The sequence below is a fragment of the Mesorhizobium sp. BHscii genome, assembly GCF_053848065.1.
On sequence record NZ_JBSPKW010000005.1, the window covers coordinates 251,358 to 276,130 of the forward strand.

At 63.6% G+C, this 24,773-nt stretch carries 19 protein-coding genes, 1 tRNA gene and 3 pseudogenes; 9 read left to right on the top strand and 14 right to left on the bottom strand.

The features are described from left to right. Positions 1 to 3: 3 nt before the first annotated feature. From ACWTU7_RS10365 to ACWTU7_RS10385, 5 genes are all read right to left on the bottom strand, one after another. The gene (locus tag ACWTU7_RS10365) at positions 4 to 210 is read right to left on the bottom strand and encodes a hypothetical protein (protein WP_029347717.1); all 207 of its coding nucleotides are present in this window, start codon (positions 208 to 210) and stop codon (positions 4 to 6) included. Next, the gene (locus ACWTU7_RS10370) at positions 207 to 1,157 is read right to left on the bottom strand and encodes a carbohydrate ABC transporter permease (RefSeq protein WP_029347718.1); all 951 of its coding nucleotides are present in this window, start codon (positions 1,155 to 1,157) and stop codon (positions 207 to 209) included. Before ACWTU7_RS10370 ends, ACWTU7_RS10365 begins: the two co-directional genes overlap by 4 nt. Further along, positions 1,154 to 2,101, bottom strand: coding sequence for a carbohydrate ABC transporter permease (locus ACWTU7_RS10375; protein WP_036267555.1), 948 nt, complete (start codon positions 2,099 to 2,101; stop codon positions 1,154 to 1,156). Before ACWTU7_RS10375 ends, ACWTU7_RS10370 begins: the two co-directional genes overlap by 4 nt. Positions 2,102 to 2,225: 124 nt before the next feature. Further along, positions 2,226 to 3,557, bottom strand: a complete 1,332-nt coding sequence (locus tag ACWTU7_RS10380; protein WP_029347721.1) for an ABC transporter substrate-binding protein — start codon at positions 3,555 to 3,557, stop codon at positions 2,226 to 2,228. A 233-nt stretch (positions 3,558 to 3,790) separates the two neighbouring features. After that, complete coding sequence (locus tag ACWTU7_RS10385) at positions 3,791 to 4,480, bottom strand: PIG-L deacetylase family protein (protein ID WP_455839886.1); 690 nt, start codon at positions 4,478 to 4,480, stop codon at positions 3,791 to 3,793. A gap of 419 nt (positions 4,481 to 4,899) precedes the next feature. Here ACWTU7_RS10385 and hrpB point away from each other — a divergent pair, with 419 nt between their 5' ends. From hrpB to nhaA, 4 genes are all read left to right on the top strand, one after another. Then, positions 4,900 to 7,476, top strand: a complete 2,577-nt coding sequence (gene hrpB, locus ACWTU7_RS10390; RefSeq protein ID WP_455839888.1) for an ATP-dependent helicase HrpB — start codon at positions 4,900 to 4,902, stop codon at positions 7,474 to 7,476. 33 nt (positions 7,477 to 7,509) lie between these two features. Further along, positions 7,510 to 8,835: an ActS/PrrB/RegB family redox-sensitive histidine kinase gene (locus ACWTU7_RS10395; RefSeq protein WP_455839951.1), complete on the top strand. Its 1,326-nt coding sequence runs from the start codon at positions 7,510 to 7,512 to the stop codon at positions 8,833 to 8,835. Positions 8,836 to 8,899: 64 nt separating this feature from the next. After that, on the top strand, positions 8,900 to 9,463 hold the full coding sequence (locus ACWTU7_RS10400) for an ActR/PrrA/RegA family redox response regulator transcription factor (protein ID WP_455839889.1): 564 nt from the start codon (positions 8,900 to 8,902) through the stop codon (positions 9,461 to 9,463). 204 nt (positions 9,464 to 9,667) lie between these two features. After that, positions 9,668 to 10,864 (top strand): Na+/H+ antiporter NhaA, encoded by a 1,197-nt coding sequence (gene nhaA / locus ACWTU7_RS10405; protein WP_455839890.1) that lies wholly within the window; start codon positions 9,668 to 9,670, stop codon positions 10,862 to 10,864. A 134-nt stretch (positions 10,865 to 10,998) separates the two neighbouring features. On the opposite strand, the gene ACWTU7_RS10410 is transcribed toward nhaA, so the two are convergent. From ACWTU7_RS10410 to ACWTU7_RS10420, 3 genes and pseudogenes are all read right to left on the bottom strand, one after another. After that, positions 10,999 to 11,499, bottom strand: a complete 501-nt coding sequence (locus ACWTU7_RS10410; RefSeq protein ID WP_029347732.1) for an MmcB family DNA repair protein — start codon at positions 11,497 to 11,499, stop codon at positions 10,999 to 11,001. A gap of 121 nt (positions 11,500 to 11,620) precedes the next feature. Beyond that, positions 11,621 to 11,694 (bottom strand) — tRNA-Cys (locus ACWTU7_RS10415). Between the two features lie 96 nt (positions 11,695 to 11,790). Next, a pseudogene (locus ACWTU7_RS10420) lies at positions 11,791 to 12,089 on the bottom strand (DUF1330 domain-containing protein). Between the two features lie 151 nt (positions 12,090 to 12,240). Between ACWTU7_RS10420 and ACWTU7_RS10425 the strand changes: the two are divergent. Then, a pseudogene (locus ACWTU7_RS10425) lies at positions 12,241 to 12,567 on the top strand (GYD domain-containing protein). A 42-nt stretch (positions 12,568 to 12,609) separates the two neighbouring features. Here ACWTU7_RS10425 and cueR read toward each other — a convergent pair. Beyond that, positions 12,610 to 13,031 (bottom strand): annotated as a pseudogene (gene cueR, locus ACWTU7_RS10430) (Cu(I)-responsive transcriptional regulator). 226 nt (positions 13,032 to 13,257) lie between these two features. Between cueR and ACWTU7_RS10435 the strand changes: the two are divergent. Continuing rightward, positions 13,258 to 13,875 (top strand): L,D-transpeptidase, encoded by a 618-nt coding sequence (locus tag ACWTU7_RS10435; RefSeq protein ID WP_455839891.1) that lies wholly within the window; start codon positions 13,258 to 13,260, stop codon positions 13,873 to 13,875. A 199-nt stretch (positions 13,876 to 14,074) separates the two neighbouring features. Here the strand turns inward: ACWTU7_RS10435 and ACWTU7_RS10440 are convergent, their stop codons facing one another. The 3 genes from ACWTU7_RS10440 to trpS all read right to left on the bottom strand — a co-directional run bounded on the left by ACWTU7_RS10440 (position 14,075) and on the right by trpS (position 16,707). Continuing rightward, positions 14,075 to 14,644, bottom strand: a complete 570-nt coding sequence (locus ACWTU7_RS10440) for a NifU family protein (RefSeq protein WP_029347737.1) — start codon at positions 14,642 to 14,644, stop codon at positions 14,075 to 14,077. A 367-nt stretch (positions 14,645 to 15,011) separates the two neighbouring features. Beyond that, positions 15,012 to 15,503, bottom strand: a complete 492-nt coding sequence (locus tag ACWTU7_RS10445) for a universal stress protein (protein ID WP_029347740.1) — start codon at positions 15,501 to 15,503, stop codon at positions 15,012 to 15,014. 91 nt (positions 15,504 to 15,594) lie between these two features. Then, the gene (gene trpS / locus ACWTU7_RS10450) at positions 15,595 to 16,707 is read right to left on the bottom strand and encodes a tryptophan--tRNA ligase (RefSeq protein ID WP_455839892.1); all 1,113 of its coding nucleotides are present in this window, start codon (positions 16,705 to 16,707) and stop codon (positions 15,595 to 15,597) included. Between the two features lie 206 nt (positions 16,708 to 16,913). Between trpS and ACWTU7_RS10455 the strand changes: the two genes are divergently transcribed. After that, positions 16,914 to 17,099, top strand: coding sequence for a type II toxin-antitoxin system VapB family antitoxin (locus tag ACWTU7_RS10455; RefSeq protein WP_455839893.1), 186 nt, complete (start codon positions 16,914 to 16,916; stop codon positions 17,097 to 17,099). An 18-nt stretch (positions 17,100 to 17,117) separates the two neighbouring features. On the opposite strand, the gene murJ is transcribed toward ACWTU7_RS10455, so the two are convergent. Further along, positions 17,118 to 18,731, bottom strand: coding sequence for a murein biosynthesis integral membrane protein MurJ (murJ, locus tag ACWTU7_RS10460; RefSeq protein ID WP_455839894.1), 1,614 nt, complete (start codon positions 18,729 to 18,731; stop codon positions 17,118 to 17,120). 46 nt (positions 18,732 to 18,777) lie between these two features. Continuing rightward, positions 18,778 to 21,579, bottom strand: coding sequence for a [protein-PII] uridylyltransferase (locus ACWTU7_RS10465; protein ID WP_455839895.1), 2,802 nt, complete (start codon positions 21,577 to 21,579; stop codon positions 18,778 to 18,780). 241 nt (positions 21,580 to 21,820) lie between these two features. Between ACWTU7_RS10465 and ACWTU7_RS10470 the strand changes: the two genes are divergently transcribed. Together ACWTU7_RS10470 and copM are read left to right on the top strand one after the other, a co-directional pair. After that, a complete protein-coding gene (locus ACWTU7_RS10470; RefSeq protein WP_455839896.1) occupies positions 21,821 to 24,325 on the top strand; it encodes a heavy metal translocating P-type ATPase in 2,505 nt (834 codons plus the stop codon). Positions 24,326 to 24,368: 43 nt separating this feature from the next. Beyond that, on the top strand, positions 24,369 to 24,770 hold the full coding sequence (gene copM / locus ACWTU7_RS10475) for a CopM family metallochaperone (protein WP_455839897.1): 402 nt from the start codon (positions 24,369 to 24,371) through the stop codon (positions 24,768 to 24,770). Positions 24,771 to 24,773 lie beyond the last annotated feature (3 nt).

Sequence of the window (24,773 nt, forward strand, 5' to 3'; positions counted from 1 at the left end):
CGTCTACTCCGGAAATTTCGAGACGATTATGAACATCGCCGTGCCGGCCAGCATGGTGATGAACGAATAAGTATAGAGCGACAGCGCGAAGGGCTGGAACAACATCAGGAAGCCAATGGCTATGATCACCGTCGCGATATTCTCCATCAGGCCGCGCCTCGCCCATGCCGGCCAGCGCGACTTGCGTTTTGCGGGTTGGGTCAGGCTCATTTGCGCACCGCGCCGAAGGTGATGCCACGCAGCAACTGCTTGCGGAGCAGGATGGTGAACACCAGGATCGGCACCAGGAAGATCGTCGTGCCCGCGGCGACGGCCGGCCAGTCCTGGCCGCCTTCGCCGATGATGGTCGGGATAAAGGGCGGTGCGGTCTGCGCCGTGCCCGAGGTCAGCAGTGCGGCGAACGCATACTCGTTCCAGGCGAAGATCAGGCAGAAGATGGCCGTCGCGGCAATGCCGGTGGTCGCCTGCGGCAGCACGGTGCGCCAGAAGGCCTGCAGCCGCGTATAGCCGTCGATCATCGCCGCTTCTTCATATTCGCGCGGGATCTCGTCGATGAAGCCCTTGAGCAGCCACACGGCCAGCGACACGTTGACCGCCGTGTAGAGCAGGATCATGCCGAGTGCGGTGTCCGACAGGCCGAGCTCGCGGTACATCAGGTAGATGGGAATAGCGACCGCGATCGGCGGCATCATCCGCGTCGACAGGATGAAGAACAGCAGATCGTCGGCCAACGGCACCTTGAAGCGCGAGAAGCCATAGGCCGACATTGTGCCGAGGAACACCGCGCAGAAGGTCGAGCCGAAGGCGATGATCAGCGAGTTTATGAAGCGCGGCATGAAGTTGGACGGCCCGGCGATCACCATGTTGCGCTTGCGCACTGTCTCGTCGCAGACGCCCGTCGCCGGTCCCAGCGAGTTGATGTATTCCGGTGTCTGCCGGGTGCGGGTCGAGAACAGATTGCAGTAGCCCTCGAGGCTCGGCTGGAACAGGATCTTCGGCGGATAGGCGATCGAATCCGGCGGCGTCTTGAAGCTGGTGGCGAAGATCCACAGCAGCGGCACGATCGAGATCAGCGCGTAAAGCACGATGATCGTGCCGGCGACGCGCTTCGACGTGGCCGAGGGTGCGACGACTGAATGGGCTGACGTCAGGCTCATCTCTGCTTCACCTTGTTAAGCGCCTTGACGTAGATATTGGCCAGCCCGAACACCGCAACGAACAGGATGATGGCGAAGGCTGAGGAATAACCCGTCCGCCAGCTTTCGAAGGCCTGCCGCTTCAGCGTGATCGAGGCGACTTCGGTGGTCGAGCCCGGTCCGCCGCCGGTGAGCAGGTTGACCATGTCGAACATCTTGAAGTTCTCGATGCCGCGGAACAGCACCGCCAGCATGATAAAGGGCAGCGCCATCGGCAGCGTGATCGACCAGAACTGCCGCCAGTTGGAGGCGCGGTCGACCTCGGCCGCCTCATAGATGTATTCGGGGATCGAGCGCAGCCCGGCGAGACAGATCAGCATCACGTAAGGCGTCCACATCCAGGTGTCGACGATGACGATCGACCACGGCGCCAGCGACACGTTGGAGAGCATGCCGATCTGCGTTGCCGGAATGCCGGTGACGAACGAGACGGCATAGGCGAACAGACCGATCTGCGGCTCGTAGAGGAAGCGCCAGAAATTGCCGACAACTGCCGGCGACAGCATCATCGGCACGAGAATGATGGTCGTCCAGAAGGCGTGGCCGCGAAACTTCCGGTCTATCAGCCAAGCCAGCGTGAAGCCGATCAGCGTCTGCAGCAGGATGGTCCAGAACACGAAATGCGCCGTCGTCTGCATGGCGATCCAGATGTCCTGGTCACCGAGGATGCGTTTGTAATTGGCAAGCCCGACGTTCCTGACCACCTCGTTGGGGCGATTGGCGCGGTAATTGGTGAAGGAGAGATAGATCGCCCAGAACAGCGGGAAGATGTTGATGGCGAGCAGCAACAGGATCGTCGGCGAGATGAACAGCCAGGCGAGGCCCTTGTCGCTGATGCCCCGGACCTTGCGGGCCAACGGCTCAGGCGTAGCCCGGGCAACGCTGTCCGCAGTCCGATTGAGCATGGTCAGTCCCGCTTCGGTCACTTGGTCGTCTCGACAATGGAAATTTATCTGAACTGTGTCCCGTGCCAAGGGCGGCACGGGACACGCGGCATGGCTCGGGAGGAGCCGATTACATCTGCCCCAACTACATCTTGCCATCGTCCTGGAAGACCTCGGTCCAGTCCTTGACCAGGCCGTCGAGCGCATCCTTGGCCGAACCCTGGCCGGCGACGACATAGTCATGGAAGCGCTTCTGCGACGCCTGCAGCAGCGGCGCATAGCTGGGCTCTGCCCAAAAATCCTTCACGATGGCCATGGAGTCGAGGAAGGTCTGCGCGTAAGGCTGGCTGGCCGGGAAGCCTGGATCCTTGACGACTGCGTTGAGGCAGGAAAAGCCGCCGAGCGACCACCATTTGGCCTGCACGTCCTTGTTGGCGAACCACTTGATGTATTTGAGCGCGGCCTCCTGCTTGTCGGAATAGGACACCACCGAAATGCCCTGGCCGCCGAGCTGGGCGAATTGATCGCCGTCGGGTCCCTTGGGATTGGCGAAATAACCGATCTTGTCGCCGCCGACATTCTCGTCTTTCTGCAGGCCGGGCCAGGTAAAGGCGAAATTCATGTGCATCGCCACCTGGCCGGATTTGAAGGCGTCGACGCCTTCGCCCATGTAGCTGTTCGAGGCCCCGGGAGGCGTGCAGCAGTCATAGAGCGCCTTGTAAAACTCCAGGCCCTTCACCGATTTCTCGGAGTTGACAAAGCCGTCCATCTCGTAGGGCTTGTCGGGATTCTCATAGTTGAAGCCGAAGCTGTAGAGCACGTCCATGGCGCCCATGGTGATGCCTTCGGAGCCGCGCTCGGTATAGATGGACGCGCCATAGACCGTCTTGCCGTCGATCTCGCGCTTCTGGAAGAACTCGGCGATCTGCTTCAACTGGTCGAAGGTCGTCGGCGCGGCGAGATCCCAGCCGTATTTTTCCTTGAATTCCTTCTGCAGTTCCGGCTTGGAGAACCAGTCCTTGCGGTAGGTCCAGCCGACGACATCGCCCATGGCCGGCAGCGCCCAGTAGTTCGGCGAGTTCTTCGGCCATTCCGAATAGCCGACGACGGTCGCCGGCACGAAGTCGTCCATGCTGATCTTCTCCTTATCGAAGAAGTCGTTCAGCTTGACGTAGTGGCCGTTCTCGGCTGAGCCGCCGATCCACTGGCTGTCGCCGATGATCAGGTCGCACAGCTTGCCCTTCGAATTCAACTCGTTGAGGAAGCGATCGGCATAGTTGGTCCACGGCACGAACTCGAATTTCATGCCGATGCCGGTTTCCTTGGTAAAATCCTTGGACAATTCGACAAGCGCGTTGGCCGGGTCCCAAGCTGCCCAGCAAAGCGTCAGATCTTCCGCCTGCGCGACGTTCGAAACGGCGGTCGACGCAAACATCGCCGAGGTCAGTCCCAACGTCAGTTTCAAGGTCGATTTCATGCCTTCCTCCCATTTACGAAACGCGTCCGGATGACGGTTTCAAAACCTCAACCCCCCTCCTCAGGGGTCCAAACATGGCGACGCGGTTGAGCGTCGGGTGTTTAGTAATTTGTTTAGTGATGCAATTTTTACTAAACAAGGCAAGCGAATTCGTCGCTGCGCTGCAGCATGGCGCATGGGTTGCTTGGTTCAGAAATGGCGGGTGTCAGATCGTCCGGCGCGCGGGCGCCGGCTCACTTGACCATTTTCGTGCTCACCGTCACCGGCCGGATCACTGGGGCCGGCGGCAGCAGGGCGCGGATATCGGCGAAGGGGAAGATCGGTTCGAAGCGGAAGGCCTCAGCGAAGGAACCGGCCGCGCCATTGCACTGGCCGGCGCGAAACGCATTCTGCGTGCGCGCCGCATCGACGAAACGTTCGGGGTCCTGCGACTGGTGCGCCCGGATCGCCATCGCCTTGAGCTCGAAATGCCCGGAGATATCGACATAATGCGTCGGCGAAAAGCCGGTGCCACCGAGCGTATCGGCATGCAGCACCGGGACAGTGAAGGATGCCGCGATGCGCAGGCCGTCCGACAGCGCACGGTGGTCGCCATGGTAGTCGTTCGGCGCATGGGTGATCGCCAGATCTGGCTTCAGGTCGCCAATCAGCGCCTTCAGCGCCGTGATCAGCGCGGCATCGGCAACCAGCGCGCCATCCGGAAAGCCGAGGAAGTGCGGAGTTGCGCCAAGCAGGTCCGCCGCCACAGCCGCTTCCTCGCGGCGAGCGCGGGCGAGTAATTCCGGATCGCCCTTCCCGCCCTTGGCGCCGTCCGTGGCTATTGCAAAAACCAATTCTGCGCCTTGTGCGGCATAGGCCGCCATCGTACCGAACATGAAGATCTCGATATCGTCCGGATGCGCACCGAGCGCCAGTATCTTCACTGTGCGTTCTCCCTGGAACTGGAATAACGTGGACGAACGGAATTCTGCTCGCCCAGCTCCCCTATGCAAGCTGTTCATGCAACGATGCCGTTGTCAAAAGCCTGGGCGGATCGCGCCGACGCATTATTCGCAGATACTCGGGCCAGTGATCCTGGGCGCGTTCTTCAGAAATATCCAGATCTTCTGTCGCCAGATCTTCTGTCGCCAGATCTTCTGTCGCCAGGTCTTCTGTCGCTTGTCGGCCTCGCCGTCATTGGCGGCTTCGGCCTTTTTGACGATGGTGCGCGAGGATGTGAGGCTCGGCACGGTGCGCTGGAACCCGTTCTCGCGGACCCGGCTTTGAGTTGCGCGGCGACCGCCACCGCTGATATGCGGGCGCTGCGAATCCGCCGCAATTGGATGGATGCATCCTTGGAACAATGACCAGAAAACCCTTGCCGGAGCTTCCGGTCTCCGCCGTGCTGCCGGCGCTCAGCGAAGCGCTCGGCCAAGGCAACAGCGCCGTGCTGGTGGCGCCGCCCGGCGCCGGCAAGACGACGCTGGTGCCGCTGGCGCTGCTCGACGCGCCATGGCTCGGCACGGGAAAGATCATTCTGCTCGAGCCGCGCCGGCTCGCTGCCCGCGCTGCCGCCCGCCGCATGGCCGAACTGCTCGGCGAGGAACCCGGCGAAACAGTCGGCTACGCCATGCGCATGGAAAACCGCACTTCTGCGAGGACCAAAATCCTCGTCGTGACAGAAGGCGTGCTGTCGCGGATGATCCTCGACGATCCGGAGTTGCCCGGTGTCTCGGCGGTATTCTTCGACGAGTTCCATGAGCGTTCGCTCGACGGCGATTTCGGGCTGGCGCTGGCGCTCGACGTGCAAGGTGCGCTGAGGCCCGAGCTGCGATTGCTGGTCATGTCGGCGACGCTTGACGGCGGGCGAGTCTCGCGGCTGCTTTCCGGCGCCCCGGTGATCGAGAGCGAAGGCCGCGCCTTTCCCGTCGACATCCGCTACGACGAGCGGCCGGCCGGCATCGCCATCGAAGACGCCATGGCCAAGGCGATCCGCACGGCCCTTGCCGATGAGAGCGGCAGCGTGCTCGCTTTCCTGCCCGGCCAGCGCGAGATCGAGCGCACCGCCGAGCGGCTGCAAGGCCGCGTCAGTGCCGACACCGATATCGTGCCGCTCTACGGCATGCTCGACAACAAGGCGCAGGACGCCGCGATCAAGCCGGCGCCGTCCGGCCGCCGCAAGGTGGTGCTGGCGACCTCGATCGCCGAGACCTCGATCACCATCGACGGCGTGCGCGTCGTCATCGATTCCGGCCTGTCGCGCCTGCCGCGCTACGAACCGGCCAGCGGCCTGACGCGGCTGGAGACGGTGCGGGTCAGCAAAGCCTCGGCCGACCAGCGCGCCGGCCGCGCCGGGCGCACGCAGCCGGGCGTCGCCATCCGGCTGTGGCGGGCAGAGCAGACGGCGGCGCTTCCCGCCTTCACCCCGCCGGAAATCCTCGAAGCCGATCTGTCGGGGTTGATGCTCGATTGCGCCGCCTTCGGTGTCGTCGACCCGGTGAGCCTTTCGTTCCTCGATCCGCCGCCGGCCCCAGCACTCAACGAGGCAAGGTCGCTGCTTCGTGCGCTCGACGCCATCGACGAGGCAGGGCGCCTGACGGAATCGGGTGCTGCGATGCGCAGGCTGGCGCTGCCGGTGCGGCTGGCCCACATGGTCGCCGACGCGGCAAAGACCGGCCAGGCGTTCGAAGCGGCCATGCTCGCCGTGCTGCTCACCGAGCGTGGCCTTGGCGGCGATGGCGCCGACCTCGAACGGCGGCTGATGCGGTTCCGATCCGAAAGATCGCCGCGCGCCACCGCCGCGCGGCAGCTCGCCGAGCGATTGGCGAAACAGGCCTCCGCCTCCCCCTCGAGGGGAGGGCTGGCGAGCGAGCCGAGCGCAGCGAAGCGAGGGAGACGGGGTGGTATCGCCGATGGCGTGCCCGATCCCCCACCCCGCTCCGCTTCGCGGATCGACCCTCCCCTCGAGGGGGAGCGTAGGGCCGGCGCGCTCCTCATCCATGCCTGGCCGGATCGCGTCGCCAAGGCGCGCGGCGAGCGCGGCCGTTTCGTGCTGGCCAACGGTTCGGGCGCCATGCTCGACGCCGCCGACCCGCTGGCGGGCGCGGCCTGGCTCGTCGTCGCCGATCTGCAGGGCAAGGCGCAGAACGCCCGCATCACGGCAGCAGCGGCGATAAATGAGACCGACATTCGCGCTACGCTTGCGCAAAAAATCGAGACAAGCCGTGAAACCAGCTTCGACCGCGACAGGCGCGCGGTGCGCGCGCGCGAAACCGTTCGCCTTGGCGCCATCACGGTGTCCGAACGTATGCTGCCGCCGCCGGCCGGCACTGAGGCGGATCGCGCCATCCTCGACGGCTTGCGCCAACACGGGCTGTCGCTTTTGCCGTGGGGTAAGGAGGCTGAAACGCTGCGTCAACGGCTCGGCTGGCTGCATCGCGGCCTCGGCCCGCCCTGGCCCGATGTTTCCGACGCCGCGCTCGACGATAGCCTCGACGACTGGCTGCTGCCGTATCTCTCCGGCGCGGCGTCCTTTGCGGCGATCGATCCGGGCGTGCTTTCGGCCGGCCTTATGGCATTGGTGCCGCACGATCTCCAGCGCAGGATCGAGGCACTGGCGCCGACCCATTTCGACGCTCCGTCCGGCAGCCGCGTGCCGATCCGCTATGATGGCGAATGGCCGGTGCTGGCGATCCGCGTCCAGGAGTTGTTCGGTCTCGACCGCCATCCCGCGATCGCCAGTGGCACCGTGCCGCTGACGCTCGAGCTTTTATCGCCGGCGCACCGGCCGATCCAGACGACCCGCGACCTGCCCGGTTTCTGGCGCGGCTCCTGGGCCGATGTGCGGGCCGACATGCGTGGTCGTTACCCAAAGCACGTCTGGCCGGAGAACCCGCTTCTCGCCACAGCCACCAGCCGCGCCAAACCGCGGGGGACCTAGCCTTTACCCATTTCCGGCTATAAATCCTTGGCCATGATAAACATCCTGCGGGCGCCCGACTTCCAGCAAAGCCAGCGGCTGCGCCTTAACACGCTGATCAGGCTGCGCTGGCTTGCCATCGTGGGCCAGAGCCTGGCGGTTATCGTCGTTGCCTATGGGCTGAAGTTCCCGCTGCCCGTCAGTCCCTGCTTCGCGCTGATCGCCTGTTCTGCCTGGATGAACCTGTTGCTGACCTTCCGCTATCCGGCGGCGCATCGGCTGACCCCGCTGCCGGCTTTCGCCATCCTGACCATCGACAGCCTGCAGCTTGCCGGCCTGCTCTACCTGACGGGCGGCCTCACCAATCCGTTTTCAGTGCTGGTCACCGTGCCCGTGGTCATCTCGGCGACGTCGCTGCCGCTGCGCCTGACCGCCATCCTCGGCGCGCTGGTGATGGTGGCGGCGAGCCTGCTGGTGTTCTTCCATCTGCCGCTGCCCTGGTACGAGGGCGCGCCGCTGGAGATGCCGTTCATTTATGTCGCCGGCATGTGGATGGCGGTGTTTTCCTCGATCGCCTTCACCGCGATCTATGCCTTCCGCGTGGCCGAGGAAGCCCGGCTGCTCGCCAACGCGCTTGCCGCCACCGAGCTGGTGCTGCAGCGCGAGCAGCATTTGTCGGCACTGGACGGCCTTGCCGCCGCCGCCGCGCATGAGCTGGGCACGCCGCTTGCCACCATCACGCTTGTCGCCAAGGAGATGGAGAAGGCGCTCCGCAACGATCCAAAATACGGCGAGGACGTGACGCTGCTGCGCTCGCAGAGTGAGCGTTGCCGCGAAATCCTCAAGCGCCTGACCAGCCTGTCTTCGGAGGCCGAGGCGCATCTCTCCCGCATGCCGCTAACTTCGCTGGTCGAGGAGATGACGGCCCCGCACCGCGATTTCGGCATCTCGATCAAGCTTCGCCCTGGCGAGCGCATCGGCCCCGAACCGGTCGGGCGGCGCAATCCCGGCGTCATCTACGGCCTCGGCAATCTGGTCGAGAATGCCGTCGACTTTGCCCGTAAGAGCGTCACCGTGCGCTGGAGCTGGAACGAGGCCGCCGTCACCTTCTCGATCACCGACGACGGGCCGGGTTTCCCTCCCGAAATCATCGACCGCATCGGCGAGCCCTATATGTCGACGCGCCAGGGCACCGAGGCCGGCGGCGGCCTGGGTCTGGGGCTTTTCATCGCCAAGACCTTGCTTGAACGCTCGGGGGCCACGCTCGATTTCCGCAATTCAAACGAACCGGGCGAGGGCGCCATCGTGCAGATATCGTGGCCGCGCAGCGTCTTCCTCAACCCTGAATCGGCTTCGGCCACCATGTTTGACACGGCTTGAATTGGACAATAGCGCTCCAAAACTATATCTGCGTAAAAATCGGGCAGCAGGAATTTAGAAGACGATGAACGGCGACGAAACGATTGGCGCAATAGTTGAAGGCGAGGACACCTCGCTGCTGATCGTCGACGACGACAAGCCGTTCCTCACGCGCCTTGCTCGCGCCATGGAAACCAGGGGTTTCGTGGTCGAGACGGCCGAGAGCGTCGAGGAGGCGGTGGCCAAGGCGCGCGCCAACCCGCCCGCCTATGCCGTCGTCGACATGCGGCTCGCCGACGGCAACGGCCTCGACGTCGTTGCCGCCATCCGCGAGAAGCGCGACGACGCCCGCGCCATCATCCTCACCGGCTACGGCAACATCGCCACCGCGGTTACGGCGGTGAAGCTGGGGGCCATCGACTACCTGTCGAAGCCGGCCGATGCCGACGACATTTTCGCCGCACTCACCCGCACGGCGGGCGAACGCGCCGCACCGCCTGAAAACCCGATGTCGGCCGACCGCGTGCGCTGGGAGCACATCCAGCGCGTCTACGAAATGTGCGACCGCAATGTCTCCGAGACCGCGCGCCGGCTTAATATGCATCGCCGCACGCTGCAGCGGATACTGGCCAAGCGCGCGCCGCGCTGACGCCTGACCGAAGGTTCGTGTCGGCGAATGGCGGAATCGGTTTTCGCTGGGGATCACGCGCAAACTCAAAGTGCTACAGCGTGCTTTGCGCGCCCCAAAGGATACGCAGCGCTGTAGAGACTTGCCCCTGCCATTGGTGTTTGCGCATCATCGCATCGGGTGATGTTGGCCCTGCCGGCGGGTAGGCGACGCGACGGAGACGACATGCAGGACCAGAAGCAACGGCCGGTCTCCATTTTTCGCGAATTCCTCGACAGCGAGGCGGCAGGCGGCATCGTCCTGATGGCAGCCGCGGCACTGGCCCTGATCGTCGCCAATTCGCCGCTGGCCGAAGCCTATTTCGACGCCCTTCACGCCTATCTCGGACCGCTCAGCGTATCGCACTGGATCAATGACGGCCTGATGGCCGTGTTCTTCCTGCTGGTCGGCCTGGAGATCAAGCGCGAGATGCTGGATGGCCAGCTCTCGACCTGGCCACGGCGCGCCCTTCCCGGCATCGCCGCCGCCGGCGGCATGCTGGTGCCGGCACTTGTCTATGTCGCCATCAACCGCGACAACCCGGCCGCTCTGTCCGGCTGGGCGATCCCGACCGCCACCGACATCGCGTTTGCGCTCGGCGTGCTGTCGCTGCTCGGCAGCCGCGTGCCGGGGTCGCTGAAGGTATTCCTCACCGCGCTCGCCATCATCGACGACCTCGGCGCGGTCATCATCATCGCGGTGTTCTACACGACCGGCCTGTCGCTCGTCTATCTCGGCGCCGCCATCGCGGTCATTGCTCTGCTGATCGTGCTCAACCGCATGAAGGTGCTGACGTTGGTGCCCTACATCCTGCTCGGTGTCGTCCTGTGGGTGCTGGTGCTGAAATCGGGCGTCCATGCCACGCTCGCCGGCGTGGCGCTGGCCCTGACCATACCTTCGAAAGTCTCCCCGGGCATCGGGCATGATCTCGACCATTCGCCGCTGTACCGGCTCGAGCACGGCCTGCACAGAATAGTGCCGTTCGTCGTCATCCCGATCTTCGGCTTCGCCAATGCCGGCGTTTCGCTCGCCGGCCTGAGCGCAGCCGCCCTGGTCGAGCCGCTGACGCTGGGAGTCGCCGCCGGCCTCGTCGCCGGCAAGCTGGTCGGCGTGTTCGGTTCTTCCGCGCTTGCCATCCGGCTCGGCTTCGCCGACCTGCCGGTCAATGCCGGCTGGCTGCACATGATCGGCATTTCGCTGCTCTGCGGCATCGGCTTCACCATGAGCCTGTTCATCGGCCTGCTCGCCTTCGCCAGCAATGTCGAGCTGCAGGACGCGGTCAAGGTCGGCATCCTTGCCGGCTCCTTCATCGCCGCGATACTCGGCGCCGCCGTGCTGCTGGTGGCGCCGGCTGCGAATGGGGCGGACGAGGAAGAAGAGTAGAGACGGTTTGCAGCTCTTGGGTTCCTCGCCCCTGCGAAGCGGGGGAGAGGTGGCCCGGCGAAGCCGGGACGGAGAGGGGGCGCGACATCCGCGAAGTCAGAGCCGGTGAGGGACAGGCGCCCGACGTTGAAACCCTACTCACTCTCCCCCTCCAGCGCCGGCACCGAGACGCCGGCGAGTTCCGCCGCGAGCAGCCTCGATGCACCGGCCCGCGCGATCCTCAGCATCAGCGCCTTGCGTGTCGCCGCCGCCATGCGGTGCTCGGGCGCATCGCGCAGGATTTCGGCGCCATAGCCGTCGGAAAGGATAAAACCGCATTCCTCGGGAAAGATCTCCGAGGGCACGCCGGGATGCGTGGCGAAGAAGAAGCGGTCCGAATGCAGCCGGTAGTCCGGCCATTTGCGGTCGACCCTGAAATCCTCGATCGAGGATTTGATCTCGATGATCCAGATGTCGCCCTGCCGGGTCAGCGCGACGAGGTCGGCGCGACGCCCGGTCGCCAGTGACAGTTCGGGCAGCACATGCGCGCCCATCTCCTTGAGCAGCCGCTGCACGCCGCGCCGCACGAGCATGGCGCGCTCCGACTGACGGCCGTCGATAAGGGGGTTGAGAGGGACAGGCGAGATGATTGGCATGGGAGCACCATGCCAGACTTTGTTCACGGTTTGAACCCGTTTTCTTCAGGCGATTATCTGGCTGACAAACCCAACGGGAAACAATCGACTACAGCGGAACAAATCAGCGCCAGTGGGCGGCTGGAGGTCTGAGTGGGAATTGAACCCACTACGTCGGTTTTGCAGACCGATGCGTCACCGTCCCGCCCTCAGACCTTGTTGCCTCTATGCCTAATCCATCAGCGCTTAGTCAACCTGTCGACGCCCGGATGTCCTTTCTCTGGGCGATTATCCGGTTAGCAAACCCGGCCTTTACCCAGCGGGGATCACGCCCTCCAGAGCAATGATCCTCGTCTTTGAACAGCGTTCACGGACAGCTTTGAGCCGGCTGTACTCTGGAGAGCCGTACCATGCCATGAGGGAGGCCATGTCCGAAACTCGACAATGACCAGGCGATGAGGTTCCCAATCGCCTTCCAGCACTTTGGTGGCTCCGCCACGAGCGATGTACCGTCCCCCATAGCGCGCTTCGGTTGCTGGCACATCCCGGCGGTATTCCTCGAAAACGGCGGCATCGGTTATGTCTACATCAGCAATGAGATACGCTGCCATTGGCCTTACTCCTTGAAGAAAGCCAGTGAAGCAGCTCCATTAGCGGCCCCACAACTAAGCCAGCGGTACTACGCCTCGGAAACGACTCGCCTCTCCCTGTATCGGGCGCTTTACTACATTCGTTGGGGGCAGCTCTGGGAGGAGACGAACCATGCCGATGTATCTCACGCAATTCAGCTATACGCCCGAAACCTGGGCGCGCTTGATCGAAAACCCCGAGGATAGACGCGAGGCAGCCCGCACCTACATCGAGTCGGTGGGCGGATAGCTACACGGATTCTGGTACGCCTTCGGAGAGCACGATGGCTGGAATCTATGGGAGGCTCCAGACAACGTTTCGATGGCATCTGTCATGCTGGCTATCGGTGCGGGCGGGGCGCTCAGCTCGTACGAGACCACCGTCCTCCTAAGCGTCGAAGAGACGATGCAAGCGCTTGGGAAGGCAAGGTCGATCCGGTATCGCCCGCCGGGGTCGTAAGGGCCCCCTTTGCGGCCTCGCGGAGTGTCGGAGGCTAGTCGCTCATGCCGCCGCGGAAGCGATTTTATCTCCAGCCTGCGCAGCCCCCGCAATATCCTCCAGGATCGGGCAGTCCGGCCGGTCGTCGCCGTGGCAGGCATGGATCAGCTTCTGCAAGGTCGAGCGCATCGACTGCAGCTCGCGCACCTTCTCCTCGATTGCAGTCACATGCGCGGCGGCGATCTCGCGCACGTCATGGCTGGCGCGGCTGCGGTCCCGGTAGAGCGCCATCAGCTGGCGGCAGTCGTCGATCGAAAGCCGAGATTGCGCGCGCGGCGCAGGAAAGTCAGCCGGTGGATGTCGTCGCCGCAATAGTCGCGGTAGCCGTTGCCGGCGCGCTGCGGCCGGATCAGGCCGATCTCCTCATAGTAGCGAATGGTGTTGGCCGGCAGGCCGGAACGCTGGGCGGCATCTCCGACATTCATGATGAGTTCCTTGACTTCCGGCGGCTTGGCGGGCCGCCCCATTGAATTTCCTACATAATCTTACGATCGCCGTTGCCGAAAAGCCACAGTTGAGGACTTACCGGCATGTAAGCCCCTGCATATCGGCATCGCGCGCTTGGCAACCAAAGCAAATGCCAGCATGAATGATGGCGACAAAGCGGCCGTCTCGAGCCGCTCTATTTCGGGCGGGGCATCGGACCTTTTCATGCGCATGAAGTCATTCGCGATCGTCGCCGCATTTGCGCTGTCGACGGCTATTGCTGGTTGCAGCACCATCGGCTCGCAGATATTCACCAACAACTATGGCCCGATGACCGATGCGGGCTATCAACTGCCGCGCATTCCGATCGAAAAGGTGCCGTTCAAGTATCGCCGGCAGGTCGTTAGCTACGCCACCGATGAAAAGCCGGGTACCATCGTCGTCGATACGCAGAACAAGTTTCTCTATTATGTCATGGGCGGCGGCGAGGCGATGCGTTACGGGATCGGCGTCGGCCGCGAGGGTTTTGAATGGCGCGGCACCGCCCGTATCGCGCTGAAGCGCGAATGGCCGACCTGGACGCCGCCTTCGGCGATGATCAAGCGCCAGCCGGAGCTCGCCAAGTTTGCCGGCGGCATGGAGCCGGGATTGACCAACCCACTCGGCGCGCGCGCCCTGTATCTGTTCAACAAGGGCGGCGATTCGGGCTACCGGCTGCATGGCAGCCCGGAGTGGAACTCGATCGGCAAGGCGATGTCGTCGGGCTGCATTCGGCTGATGAATCAAGACATTATCGACCTTTACGACCGCACCTCGGTCGGCGCTAAAGTGATAGTCTTGTAAAAACTTTCATACGCGGACCGTCTAGGCAACAAATGGACGTCGCAGAACAGAAAACCGGGCACTTTGGCCCGGTTTTTTGTTATCGCGCCAGAACAATCGCTTTAGACAAAAGACCAGTTGTCGATCCTGGCAGCGCAAACCCGAAGCGATTGCCCTGGCTATCGCGCGAAGGCGGATTGGCGTTCTTTGAGCCGGGTCTCTAAGAGACCTGTTCGACCTGCTGCACCTCGGGAACAAAATGCCGGAGCAGGTTCTGGATGCCGTGCTTCAGCGTCGCCGTCGATGACGGGCAGCCGGCGCAGGCGCCCTTCATGTGCAGGAACACGGTGCCGTTCTCGAAGCCGCGGAAGGTGATGTCGCCACCGTCCTGGGCGACGGCCGGGCGCACCCGCGTGTCGAGCAGTTCCTTGATGGTGATGACCAATTCCTCGTCGGCCTTGTCGTAGAATTCACCGGTCTGGCTGGTCTCGGCAGCGGGGCCTGCCTTGGCCATCACCGGCGCGCCGGACATGAAGTGCTCCATGATGGCGCCGAGGATCGCCGGCTTCAGATGCTGCCAGTCGGGCCCGTCCTTGGTCACGGTGATGAAATCATAGCCGAAGAAGACGCCGGTGACGCCGGGGATCTCGAACAGCCGGCCGGCCAGCGGCGAAGCCGTAGCGGCGCTGTCGGCATCGCGGAAGTCGGCGGTGCCTTCGACAAGCACTTCCTTGCCGGGCAGGAACTTCAATGTCGCCGGATTTGGCGTCGATTCGGTCTGGATGAACATGGATGTCTCCGTGCCCATTCGGGCAGATAGTTTGGAATAATTCTAAATAGGCCTTATCGGCGGGACATTCAAGCCAAAGCCATCGCCGGAACGGCCGCCCGAGAGCATGAATTTTCTTCTACCGCGCCGCGCGTTCAATTGGAGGCGCAAAGGACGCTCAGCACTTTGATTTTGCGTTAGGTTAGGGATTTTGCTCCAAGGTGTGTTGAGATTCAGGTCAGGCCGCGTCGGAGTCGAAGACGGGCGCGAAGCGACCAGACTGGGTGCCTTCCGAGAACCGGAGCGGAGCGTACTTTTGGGTACGTGAGCAGCGAAAGCGCAGGAAACCGCCATTCGCAGTCCGGCATCACCTGAATATCAACATACCTTAGGCGAGGCTGTCGATCTCTTCGTCCGACAGGTTCTGCGGCACCACCGTCACCGGGATGGGAAAGGCGGCGCCCTTGCCGGCGACCGCGCCGACCAATGGCCCCGGGCCCTCTTTACCGGCGCCGGCCGCCAGCACGAGGATGGCGATATCCTGGTCTTCCTCGATCAATTTGTGGATCTCTTCCGTCGGCTTGCCTTCGCGCACCACCAGTTCCGGCTCGATGCCGAGCTTTTGGCGCACCTTGTTGGCGTACGCATCAAGCGCCGCCCGCGCGGTGGCGGTGGCCTCCTCGCGCATGATCTTCTCGACACCCAGCCAATGCTGGAAATCGTCCGGTTCGATCACATAGAGCAGCACAAGCACGCCGCTGGTGCTCTGCGCGCGCTTCGAGGCGTAGGCGACGGCCCGCTCGCATTCGGGCGTGTCGTCGATGATCGCCAGGAATTTGCGGCGATGGCCGGCTTCGCGGCTTAGGCGTTTGGAGACCATATTCACCCTGTTCGATGGTTTCGGTCGCAATCTGCCACCGCCACAGCCCGGCCGCAAGCGACCCGGCGGATGCAGCGATGTTGGGTGCAGATCAGCCTTGCAGCAGGCCGATGATGTCGCGCACCGTCTTCATCGTCGCCTCGGCCAAGGCGCCGGCCCGTTCGCCGCCATCCCTCAGCACCGCGTCGACATATGCGCGGTCGTCGGAAATGCGGCGCATCTCGCCGGCGACCGGCGCCAGCTTTTCAACGGCAAGGTCGGCCAGCGCCGGCTTGAACACCGAAAACTGCTGGCCGCCGAACTCTTTCAGCACCGCCTCCTTCGATATCTCGGCCAGACCCGCATAGATGCCGACCAGGTTTTCGGCTTCCGGCCGGCCGGCAAGGCCGTCCAATTCACTTGGCAATGCCTCGGGGTCAGTCTTGGCCTTGCGGATCTTCTTCGAGATGCTGTCGGCATCATCGGTCAAATTGATGCGCGATAGATCCGACGGGTCCGACTTCGACATCTTCTTGGAGCCGTCGCGCAGCGACATGATGCGCGCCGCCGGTCCGCCGATGATCGGCTCGGTCAGCGGGAAATAACCGTTCACCGTCTCCTCGCCGACCTTCATCTCGACGCCGACGCCAAGGCCGGCGATGCGGTCCGAAAAGTCGTTGTTGAATTTTTGCGCGATGTCGCGTGTCAGCTCCAGATGTTGCTTCTGGTCATCGCCGACCGGCACGTGGGTGGCGCGGTAGACGAGGATGTCGGCCGCCATCAGGCTCGGATAGGCAAGCAGCCCGAGCGATGCATTCTCGCGGTCCTTGCCGGCCTTGTCCTTGAACTGCGTCATCCGGTTCATCCAGCCGATGCGGGCCACGCAGTTGAAGATCCAGGCAAGCTCGGCGTGTTGCATGACCCGCGACTGGTTGAAGACGATGTGCTTCTTCGGGTCGATGCCGGAGGCGAGAAACGCCGCGGTGATCGAGCGTGTCTGGTCCTTGAGATCGTCATGGACAAGCTGCGCGGTCAGCGAATGCAGGTCGACGACGCAATAGATGCAATCGGAGGTGTCCTGCAGGGCGACGAATTTCTTGATGGCGCCGAGATAGTTGCCGAGATGCAGGTTGCCGGTCGGCTGGACGCCGGAAAAGACAAGTGGCTTGAAGGCAGGCTGATTGAAGGCAGGCTGATTGAAGGCGGGCTGATTGGGGTCAGTCATGGTGTTTCCCTGGCTTGTGGAGGGCCGTTTCGCACGCGGCGAAAGTCTTTCGACGGCGCGCTTATGGACGAGAGCGGGGAGCGGATCAAGAGGTTGTCGGCTAGCACGGCGGGGAGAATCGCTTCGGGCCAGATTGCTTGTTCCATACTGTTTGAGGCATCGCGCTTGTTGCGCTTGTCGCTCGGCTTGACAGGCCGACGGACAGGTTGACGCGAGCCTTCGTCAAGGTCGAAGGCGTCGGCATCACCGAGGCGATTGTGATTGCCATGCGTGAAGCTGTTGAGCGCTGGCGCAATCGAGAGACGCTGCTGGAAACGGCGGCACGGCTTCGGGCCGAGTTCGGGATTGAGCTTAGCAAGCAAGCGCGCCCCGCTGCCGCGCTTGGTCTATGACCAACTGTCCTGTGAAGACTAATGCTTGTCGACAGAGCCGCTATCGTTCGACTCACCGACAGGCGGCGATCCTTTCCGCCTGACATTCCGCCGGATCATGCCGAAATCGGCGCCGCCGGTGGCGAAGGCGGTGACGAAATAAAGCAACGCTCCGCCGGCAACCAGCGCGAGAAGCGTCGTAGCCTTGACGACCAGCGGTGAGCCCGAGGCCAGTTGGGCGGCAAACCAGTGCTCGGCAAAATAGAGCGCCGCCCCCATCACCGCCGCCGACAGCACCAGCCGTGGGATGCGTCTCATGAGTGGTACGTCGCGGCCCCAGTGACCGCGCCGGATCAGCACGCCGAGCAGCATCAGCGCATTGACCCAGCCGGCGACGGCCGAGGCGACGGCGATGCCCGGCGCGCCCATCTGCGGAAACAGCGTCAGCGCGGTGGTGATGTTCACCGCCACCGAGATGGCGGCGAAGATCATCGGCGTGCGCGTGTCTTCGCGGGCGAAATAGCCGGGCGTGAACGCCTTGATCAGCACAAAGGCCGGCAAACCCAAGCCGAAGAATGCCAGGATTGCCGCCACGATTGGCGTCGAGTTGTTGGCGGCAAATGCCCCGCGTTCGTAGACCAGCCCCACGATCGGCTCCGACATGACCAGCAGTGCCGCCGCCGCCGGCAAGGTCAGGAACAAGGTGAACTCCACCGACCGGTTCTGCAGATTGGCCGCTTCGATCAGATTGCCTGACTTCAGCGCCCGCGACAGTTCGGGCAGAAGCACGATGGCGACGGCGACGCCGACGACGCCGAGCGGCAGTTGGTAGATACGGTCGGCATAGGCGAGCGACGACACCGCACTGTCCTGCGCCGAGGCGATCGCGGTGCCGATCAGCTGGTTGATCTGAGTGATGCCGCCGGTGATTGCCGCCGGCAGCGCCAGGATCAGCAGCCGCTTGACATTGGGCGTCATCTTTGGCCTGCGGAAACCGATCGAGATGCCGGCATGGCGCACCGCCACCCAGACGATCGCCAGTTGCACCAGCCCCGCCGCCAGTACGCCCCAGGCCAACGCGAAGCCGACGGTGCGCGCGTCCGATCCCTTGTGCCAGGAATAGGCGAGCACGCCGATCAGGATGATGTTGAGGAACACTGGCGCCACCGCGGCGGCGAAATAGCGGCGCAGCGAATTCAGCATGCCGGCCATCATGGCGCCGAGCGACATGCAGATCAGGTAGGGAAACATGATGGTCGCAAGCCGGACGGTCATCTCGAACTTTCCCGGCGTGTCGGCAAAGCCCGGCGCCACCAGGTAGCGCACGATCAGCGGCATCGCCAGTTCCATGGCGATCGTCAGCGCCAGCAGCGCCGTGAACAGCACGCCGAACACCTCTTCCGAAAAGCGCTTGGCGCCATCGGTGCCGTGGGTCTCGATTTCCTTGGCGAACAGCGGCACGAAGGCGGCATTGAAGGCGCCTTCGGCAAACAGCCGGCGAAAGGTATTGGGAAACTGGAACGCAGCGTTGAAGGCGTCGGCAATCGGCCCGGTGCCGAGTGCGGCCGCCATCAGCATCTCGCGGCCGAAGCCGAGGGCACGGCTCATCAGCGTGCCGGAAGCGACCGTCGCGAACTTTTTGACAAGGCTCATGCGTCTGGAGACTGCCTGCAGGATTGGGACAAATAAATGGTGGTTGTCACTCGGCCGCGGCCTTGCCCTTGCCGCCGCGCTCCGGCACGGTGCCTTCGAGAACCGCGACCAGCCTGTTTTGGATGGCGGCCATGCGCGTCGGGCTGTCGATCTTCTGGCCGGTGAGATCGGTGACATAGAAGGTATCGATGACCTTTTCGCCGAAGGTGGTGATGTGTGCCGACGCGATGTCGAGCGACAGGTCGGACAACGCCCCGGTGATCTCGGACAGCAGGCCCGGCCGATCCAACCCCTCGACCTCGATCACCGAGAACCGGTTCGAAAGCGTGTTGCGGATTTCGGCGCGCGGCGGGATGCGGAAGACCTTGGCGCCGCGCCGCGGCTTGGTGCGCTTCTCGATCATCTCCGGCAGCCAGCTCTTGCCCGACAGCACATCCTCGATCAGGCGGCCGACGCGCCCGGCGCGGCGGCGTTCGTCCTCGTCGCGGTCGAATTCCCTCGAGATCAGGATGGTGTCCAGCGCGCGGCCATCGGCGGTGGTGAAGATCTGCGCGTCGACAATGTTGCCGCCGGCCGCCACACATGCCCCGGCAATGACCGAAAGCAGGCGGGGATGGTCCTGCGCCAGCACGGTGATCTCGGTCACCGCCTCGAACTGATGGGTCTTGATCATCGTGGCGAGCTTCTTGCCCGCCGCATCCGCCTCGCGGATGAATTCGGCGTGGCGAAGCTGGTCGGCGAGATCGACCGTCAGCAGATAGTTCTCGTAGTGCAGGCCGACATAGCGCTTGCGGGCTTTTTCGGACCAATCGGCAAGCGCTTCGGCCAGCCGCTCGCGTGCCGCCGCCGTTCGCTCGGCGCGCGACACTTCCGAAAATCCCCCGGTCAACAGCAATTCGGTCTCATAGTAGAGCGTGCGCAGCAATTGGCCTTTCCAGCCGTTCCAGACGCCCGGCCCGACGCCTCTGATATCGCAGACGGTGAGGATGAGCAGCAGCTTCAGCCGTTCGACCGACTGCACGATCGCGGCGAAATCCTCGATTGTCTTGCGGTCGTTGAGATCGCGGGTCTGTGCCGTCATCGACATGACGAGGTGGTTCTCGACCAGCCAGGCAACTGTTTCGGTGTCGGCCGCCGACAGCCCCATATGCGGGCAGATGCGCCGCGCGATCCGGGCCCCCACCTCGGAATGGTCCTCGGGCCGTCCCTTGGCGATGTCGTGCAAAAGCACCGCGACGTAGAGCGCCTCGCGGCTTTTCTTCAGCCCCGGCATCAGCGTGTGGGCGAGCGGGTGGATCTTTTCACCGTCGCCACGCTCGATCTCGGCCAACACGCCGATACAGCGGATCAGGTGCTCGTCCACCGTATAGTGGTGGTACATCGAGAACTGCATCATGGCGACGATCTTGCCGAAATCCGGGATCAGCTTTGCCAGCAGTCCCGCCTCGTTCATGCGCCTGAGATTGAGTTCGGCATTGCGGTCCGACGTCAATATGTCGAGGAACAGCCGGTTGGCTTCCTCGTCGCGCCTGAGCGCCTTGCCGACGAGGCCGAGCGAACGGGTCAGCAGCTTCAGCGCATCGGGGTGAAATTCCAGCGCGTGCTTGTCGGCGAACCAGAACAGCCTCAAGAGATTGACCGGATCGCGCTCGAACACCAGGTCGTCGGCGACGTTGATGCGATGGTTGTCGATAATGAAATCGGACGTGCCGGCAAGCTTGCGCTTGCGACGCGAGAACGTGAGGAAGATGCGGTTGAAGCCCGGCACATGCTTGGCCTGCTCTTCCTCGAGTGCAGCGCAGAAGATGCGGGTGAGATCCCCGACATCCTTGGCGACGAGGAAGTAATGCTTCATGAAGCGCTCGACCGCCGACAGGCCTGGATGTGTGGTGTAGCCCAGCCGCTCGGCGATCTCGCGCTGGATGTCGAAATGCAGCCGTTCCTCGGCTTTGCCGGTGAGGAAATGCATGTGGCAGCGCACCGCCCACAGGAAATCCTCGGCCTTCTGGAACTCCCGGTATTCGGTGCCGGTGAAGACGCCCTTGTCGACCAGCTCCTCGCCGGTGCGCACCCGGTAGAAATACTTGCCGATCCAGAACAGCGTCTGCAGGTCGCGCAGGCCGCCTTTGCCGTCCTTGACGTTGGGTTCGACCAGATAGCGGCTTTCGCCGGCCTTGGCATGGCGCTCGTCGCGTTCGGCAAGCTTGGCCTGCACATATTCGGGCCCGGTCGTGCGCACCACCTCGCGGTCGAAACGCTGCAAGAGCTCGTCATAGAGCTTCTGCTCGCCCCACAGGAAACGCGCTTCCAGGATCGAGGTGCGGATGGTGATGTCGGTGCGCGACAGCCGCAGGCATTCGTCGATGTTGCGGGTGGCGTGGCCGACCTTCAGCCCCAGATCCCAAAGTATGTAGAGCATGTATTCGACGATCTGCTCGCCCCATGGCGTCTGCTTGTAGGGCAGCAGGAAGAGGAGATCGATGTCGGATCCCGGCGCCAGCGTGCCGCGGCCATAGCCGCCGACTGCGACGACGGCCATGCGTTCGGCCGATGACGGGTTTTTGACGCGATAGACATGGCTGGCGGCGAAATCGTAGAGCGCGCGGATGATCTCGTCCATGAGATGCGACAGCCGGGCGGCGCAGGCGGTGCCACTGCCGTCGTCCATCAGCATGCGTTCGGCGATGCTGCGGCCGGCGGTCAGCCTGCCCTTGAGAAGCTGGAGAACACCGGCGCGCGCAGCCTTGCCGGAGCCGTCGCCTGCCGTGGCCGCGGTCAGCGCCGTCATCTCGCAGCGCAAGGCTTGGCTGTCGATCAGTTCATCGAGCTTTAGAGAGATTCTTGCCATAAGTGCCGTTCGGCCTCGCCATTTTGGCGGCGTCTATAGCGCGTTTTCGCGGCGCTGGGTATGGGGCGGACGGACACGCTCTCCACGGAGTCGTCGATGCATGCGGCGGCGGCTGGATGCGGGATTGTCCGCCGGCGGTTTGGCGCGCGCCTCGGCAAGAAAAACAGAAATTGGTCCTTGACCTTCCAGTCACTGGAAGCACTACCTCCGTTTCAGAACCGAGACACAGGGGCATTTCCGCATGACGCATTCCGACCATGACCATCACGCCCATAGCGGCTGCTGCGCGGCAAAAGCTGTTCCGTCCGTCGCCGACGCCGTCATTCGCGATCCGGTCTGCGGCATGACCGTCGATCCGGCCGCCGGCAAGCCGACAGCCGAGCATGGCGGCCATCTCTATCATTTCTGCAGCGAGCGCTGCCGTTCAAAATTCACGGCCGAGCCGGAAAAGTACCTTACCGCCACCGACCCGGTCTGCGGCATGCGTGTCGACCGCGCCGCCGCGAAGCACTTTTCCCGGCATGAAGGCCAGGGCTTCTATTTTTGTTCGGCCGGCTGCAAGGGGAAATTCGAGGCGGAGCCGGCAAAGTATCTTGGCGACAAGCCAGAGCCGCAGGCGATGCCGAAAGGCACACAATACACCTGCCCGATGCATCCCGAAATCGTCCGCGACAAGCCGGGCGCCTGCCCGATCTGCGGCATGGCGCTGGAGCCGATGGGCGTGCCGACCGGCGATGAGGGGCCGAACCCGGAACTGGTCGACTTCACGAGGCGGTTCTGGGTGAGCGCCGTGTTGTCGGTGCCATTGCTGATATTCGCCATGGCGCCAATGCTCGGCGTGACGTTTAGCGCCTTCATCGAGGATTCGGCGAAGATCTGGGTGGAATTGGCGCTGGCCAGCCCGGTTGTGCTGTGGGCGGCATTCCCTTTCTTCCATCGCGGCTGGGATTCGGTTCTCAACCGCAGCCCCAACATGTGGACGCTGATTTCGCTCGGCGTTGGTGCGGCCTATCTCTACAGCGTCGTCGCCGCGCTGTTCCCGGATATATTTCCGCACCAGTTCCGCGGTCATGAGGGCACGGTGCCGGTCTATTTCGAGGCGGCCGCCGTCATCGTGGCGCTGGTTTTCCTCGGCCAGGTGCTGGAGTTGCGCGCCCGTGAGAAGACCGGCTCGGCGATCCGCGCGCTGCTCGACCTCGCGCCGAAGACCGCGCGGCTGATCGGCGAGGACGGTTCCGAAAACGACGTGCCGCTCGACACGGTCAAGGCCGGCGATCGCCTGCGCATCCGCCCCGGCGATGCCGTGCCGGTCGACGGCATCGTGCTGGAAGGCCGCTCTTCCATCGACGAATCGATGCTGTCAGGCGAGCCGCTGCCGGTCGAAAAGACCGAAGGCGACCCCCTTACCGGCGGCACGCTCAACAAGAACGGTTCGCTGATCATGCGCGCCGAGAGGATCGGCGCCGAAACCACGCTGGCGCGGATCGTCGAGCTCGTCGCCAAGGCGCAGCGTTCGCGCGCGCCGATCCAGGGTCTGGCCGACCGCGTCTCCTTCTATTTCGTCCCGGCCGTCGTGGTGGTTGCGATTGTTGCGTTCATCGCCTGGGCGATCTTCGGGCCGCAACCCAGCCTGGTCTTTGCCATCGTCTCTGCGGTCTCGGTGCTGATCATCGCCTGTCCTTGCGCGCTGGGGCTTGCCACGCCTATGTCGATCATGACCGCCACGGGGCGCGGCGCGCATGCCGGCGTGCTGATCAAGGATGCCGAGGCGCTCGAACGCTTTGCTTCGGTCGACACGCTGATCGTCGACAAGACCGGCACATTGACCGAAGGCCGGCCGAGATTGACCGACCTCGTCGCGGCCGAAGGCATAACGCAGGATGATCTGTTGGCATTTGCCGCCGGCCTCGAAAAAGGCTCGGAGCATCCGCTGGCCGAGGCGATCGTCGAAGGCGCCCGTGAACGCGGGGTAAAGATTCCCGACGTCGGCGGTTTCGAGGCGGTGACCGGCAAGGGCGTTTCCGGCACGGTGTCGGGAAAGAACGTCGCGCTCGGCAACGCCGCGATGATGGCCGATCTCGGCATCGATATCGCATCCATCTCGACCAGCGCCGAAGCGCTGCAGGCCGAAGGCAAGACCGCGATGTTCGTCGCCGTCGGCAAGAAACTGGCCGGCATCGTCGCCGTCGCCGACCCGATCAAGGCAACGACATCAGAAGCGATCAAGGCGCTGCACGACCGCGGCCTCAAGATCATCATGGCGACCGGCGATAACGAACGCACGGCGAAAGCCATCGCCAGCAAACTCGGCATCGACGAGGTGCGTGCCGGCCTGCTGCCGGAACAGAAGAGTGAGCTGGTCGAGGAATTGCGCGCCAGGGGCGCCGGCGTCGCCATGGCCGGCGACGGCGTCAACGATGCGCCGGCGCTGGCCGCCGCCGATGTCGGCATCGCCATGGGCACCGGCGCCGATGTAGCGGTCGAAAGCGCTGGGATCACGCTGGTCAAGGGCGATCTCAACGGCATCGTCCGGGCCCGCACGCTCGCCCAGGCGACGATCCGCAACATCCGCCAGAACCTGTTCTTCGCCTTCCTCTACAACGTGCTTGGCGTGCCAGTTGCCGCCGGCGTGCTCTATCCGCTCACCGGCACGCTATTGTCGCCGATGATTGCGGCAGCGGCGATGAGCCTGTCCTCGGTTTCGGTCATCACCAACGCGTTGCGGCTCAGGACGTTGAGACTCTGAGCCAAGCCTCCAGATAGAAATTCGTTCAAAAAGGAGATCATGAATGACCTTGGCCAAGAAGATCGTGCTGCTGCTGATGGCGGCCGGAATGCTGCTTGCCGTTTTCCTCGAAAGCATTCCGTCGCAAGCCCAGGAGATGAAACACGACAAGGGGGCGCACGACGTGGGCGCGATGGGCGCGCAAAGCCCCTCGACCAACGGGTACAAGGCGGCGATGGACAAGATGCACACCGCCATGATGGCGATCGAACCTTCCGGCAATACCGATGTCGATTTCGCCCGCGGCATGATCCCGCATCATCAGGCCGCAATCGACATGGCCAAGGTCGAGCTTGCCAATGGCAAGGATCCGGAAATGCGCAAAATGGCCGAAGCGGTGATCGCGGCGCAGGAAGCCGAGATCAAGCAGATGCAGGATTGGCTGGCCGCCCATCCGGTGGAGTAGCAC

Excerpts from the sequence above, each read along its gene's own strand:
- nhaA (WP_455839890.1), top strand. The coding sequence starts at position 9,668 with ATGCAGGACCAGAAGCAACGGCCGGTCTCCATTTTTCGCGAATTCCTC.
- ACWTU7_RS10435 (WP_455839891.1), top strand. The coding sequence starts at position 13,258 with ATGCGCATGAAGTCATTCGCGATCGTCGCCGCATTTGCGCTGTCGACG.
- copM (WP_455839897.1), top strand. The coding sequence starts at position 24,369 with ATGACCTTGGCCAAGAAGATCGTGCTGCTGCTGATGGCGGCCGGAATG.
- ACWTU7_RS10370 (WP_029347718.1), bottom strand. The coding sequence starts at position 1,157 with ATGAGCCTGACGTCAGCCCATTCAGTCGTCGCACCCTCGGCCACGTCG.
- ACWTU7_RS10465 (WP_455839895.1), bottom strand. The coding sequence starts at position 21,579 with ATGGCAAGAATCTCTCTAAAGCTCGATGAACTGATCGACAGCCAAGCC.
- ACWTU7_RS10365 (WP_029347717.1), bottom strand. The coding sequence starts at position 210 with ATGAGCCTGACCCAACCCGCAAAACGCAAGTCGCGCTGGCCGGCATGG.
- ACWTU7_RS10395 (WP_455839951.1), top strand. The coding sequence starts at position 7,510 with ATGATAAACATCCTGCGGGCGCCCGACTTCCAGCAAAGCCAGCGGCTG.
- ACWTU7_RS10375 (WP_036267555.1), bottom strand. The coding sequence starts at position 2,101 with ATGCTCAATCGGACTGCGGACAGCGTTGCCCGGGCTACGCCTGAGCCG.
- ACWTU7_RS10445 (WP_029347740.1), bottom strand. The coding sequence starts at position 15,503 with ATGGTCTCCAAACGCCTAAGCCGCGAAGCCGGCCATCGCCGCAAATTC.
- murJ (WP_455839894.1), bottom strand. The coding sequence starts at position 18,731 with ATGAGCCTTGTCAAAAAGTTCGCGACGGTCGCTTCCGGCACGCTGATG.
- trpS (WP_455839892.1), bottom strand. The coding sequence starts at position 16,707 with ATGACTGACCCCAATCAGCCCGCCTTCAATCAGCCTGCCTTCAATCAG.
- ACWTU7_RS10380 (WP_029347721.1), bottom strand. The coding sequence starts at position 3,557 with ATGAAATCGACCTTGAAACTGACGTTGGGACTGACCTCGGCGATGTTT.
- ACWTU7_RS10400 (WP_455839889.1), top strand. The coding sequence starts at position 8,900 with ATGAACGGCGACGAAACGATTGGCGCAATAGTTGAAGGCGAGGACACC.
- ACWTU7_RS10440 (WP_029347737.1), bottom strand. The coding sequence starts at position 14,644 with ATGTTCATCCAGACCGAATCGACGCCAAATCCGGCGACATTGAAGTTC.
- ACWTU7_RS10470 (WP_455839896.1), top strand. The coding sequence starts at position 21,821 with ATGACGCATTCCGACCATGACCATCACGCCCATAGCGGCTGCTGCGCG.
- hrpB (WP_455839888.1), top strand. The coding sequence starts at position 4,900 with ATGACCAGAAAACCCTTGCCGGAGCTTCCGGTCTCCGCCGTGCTGCCG.
- ACWTU7_RS10410 (WP_029347732.1), bottom strand. The coding sequence starts at position 11,499 with ATGCCAATCATCTCGCCTGTCCCTCTCAACCCCCTTATCGACGGCCGT.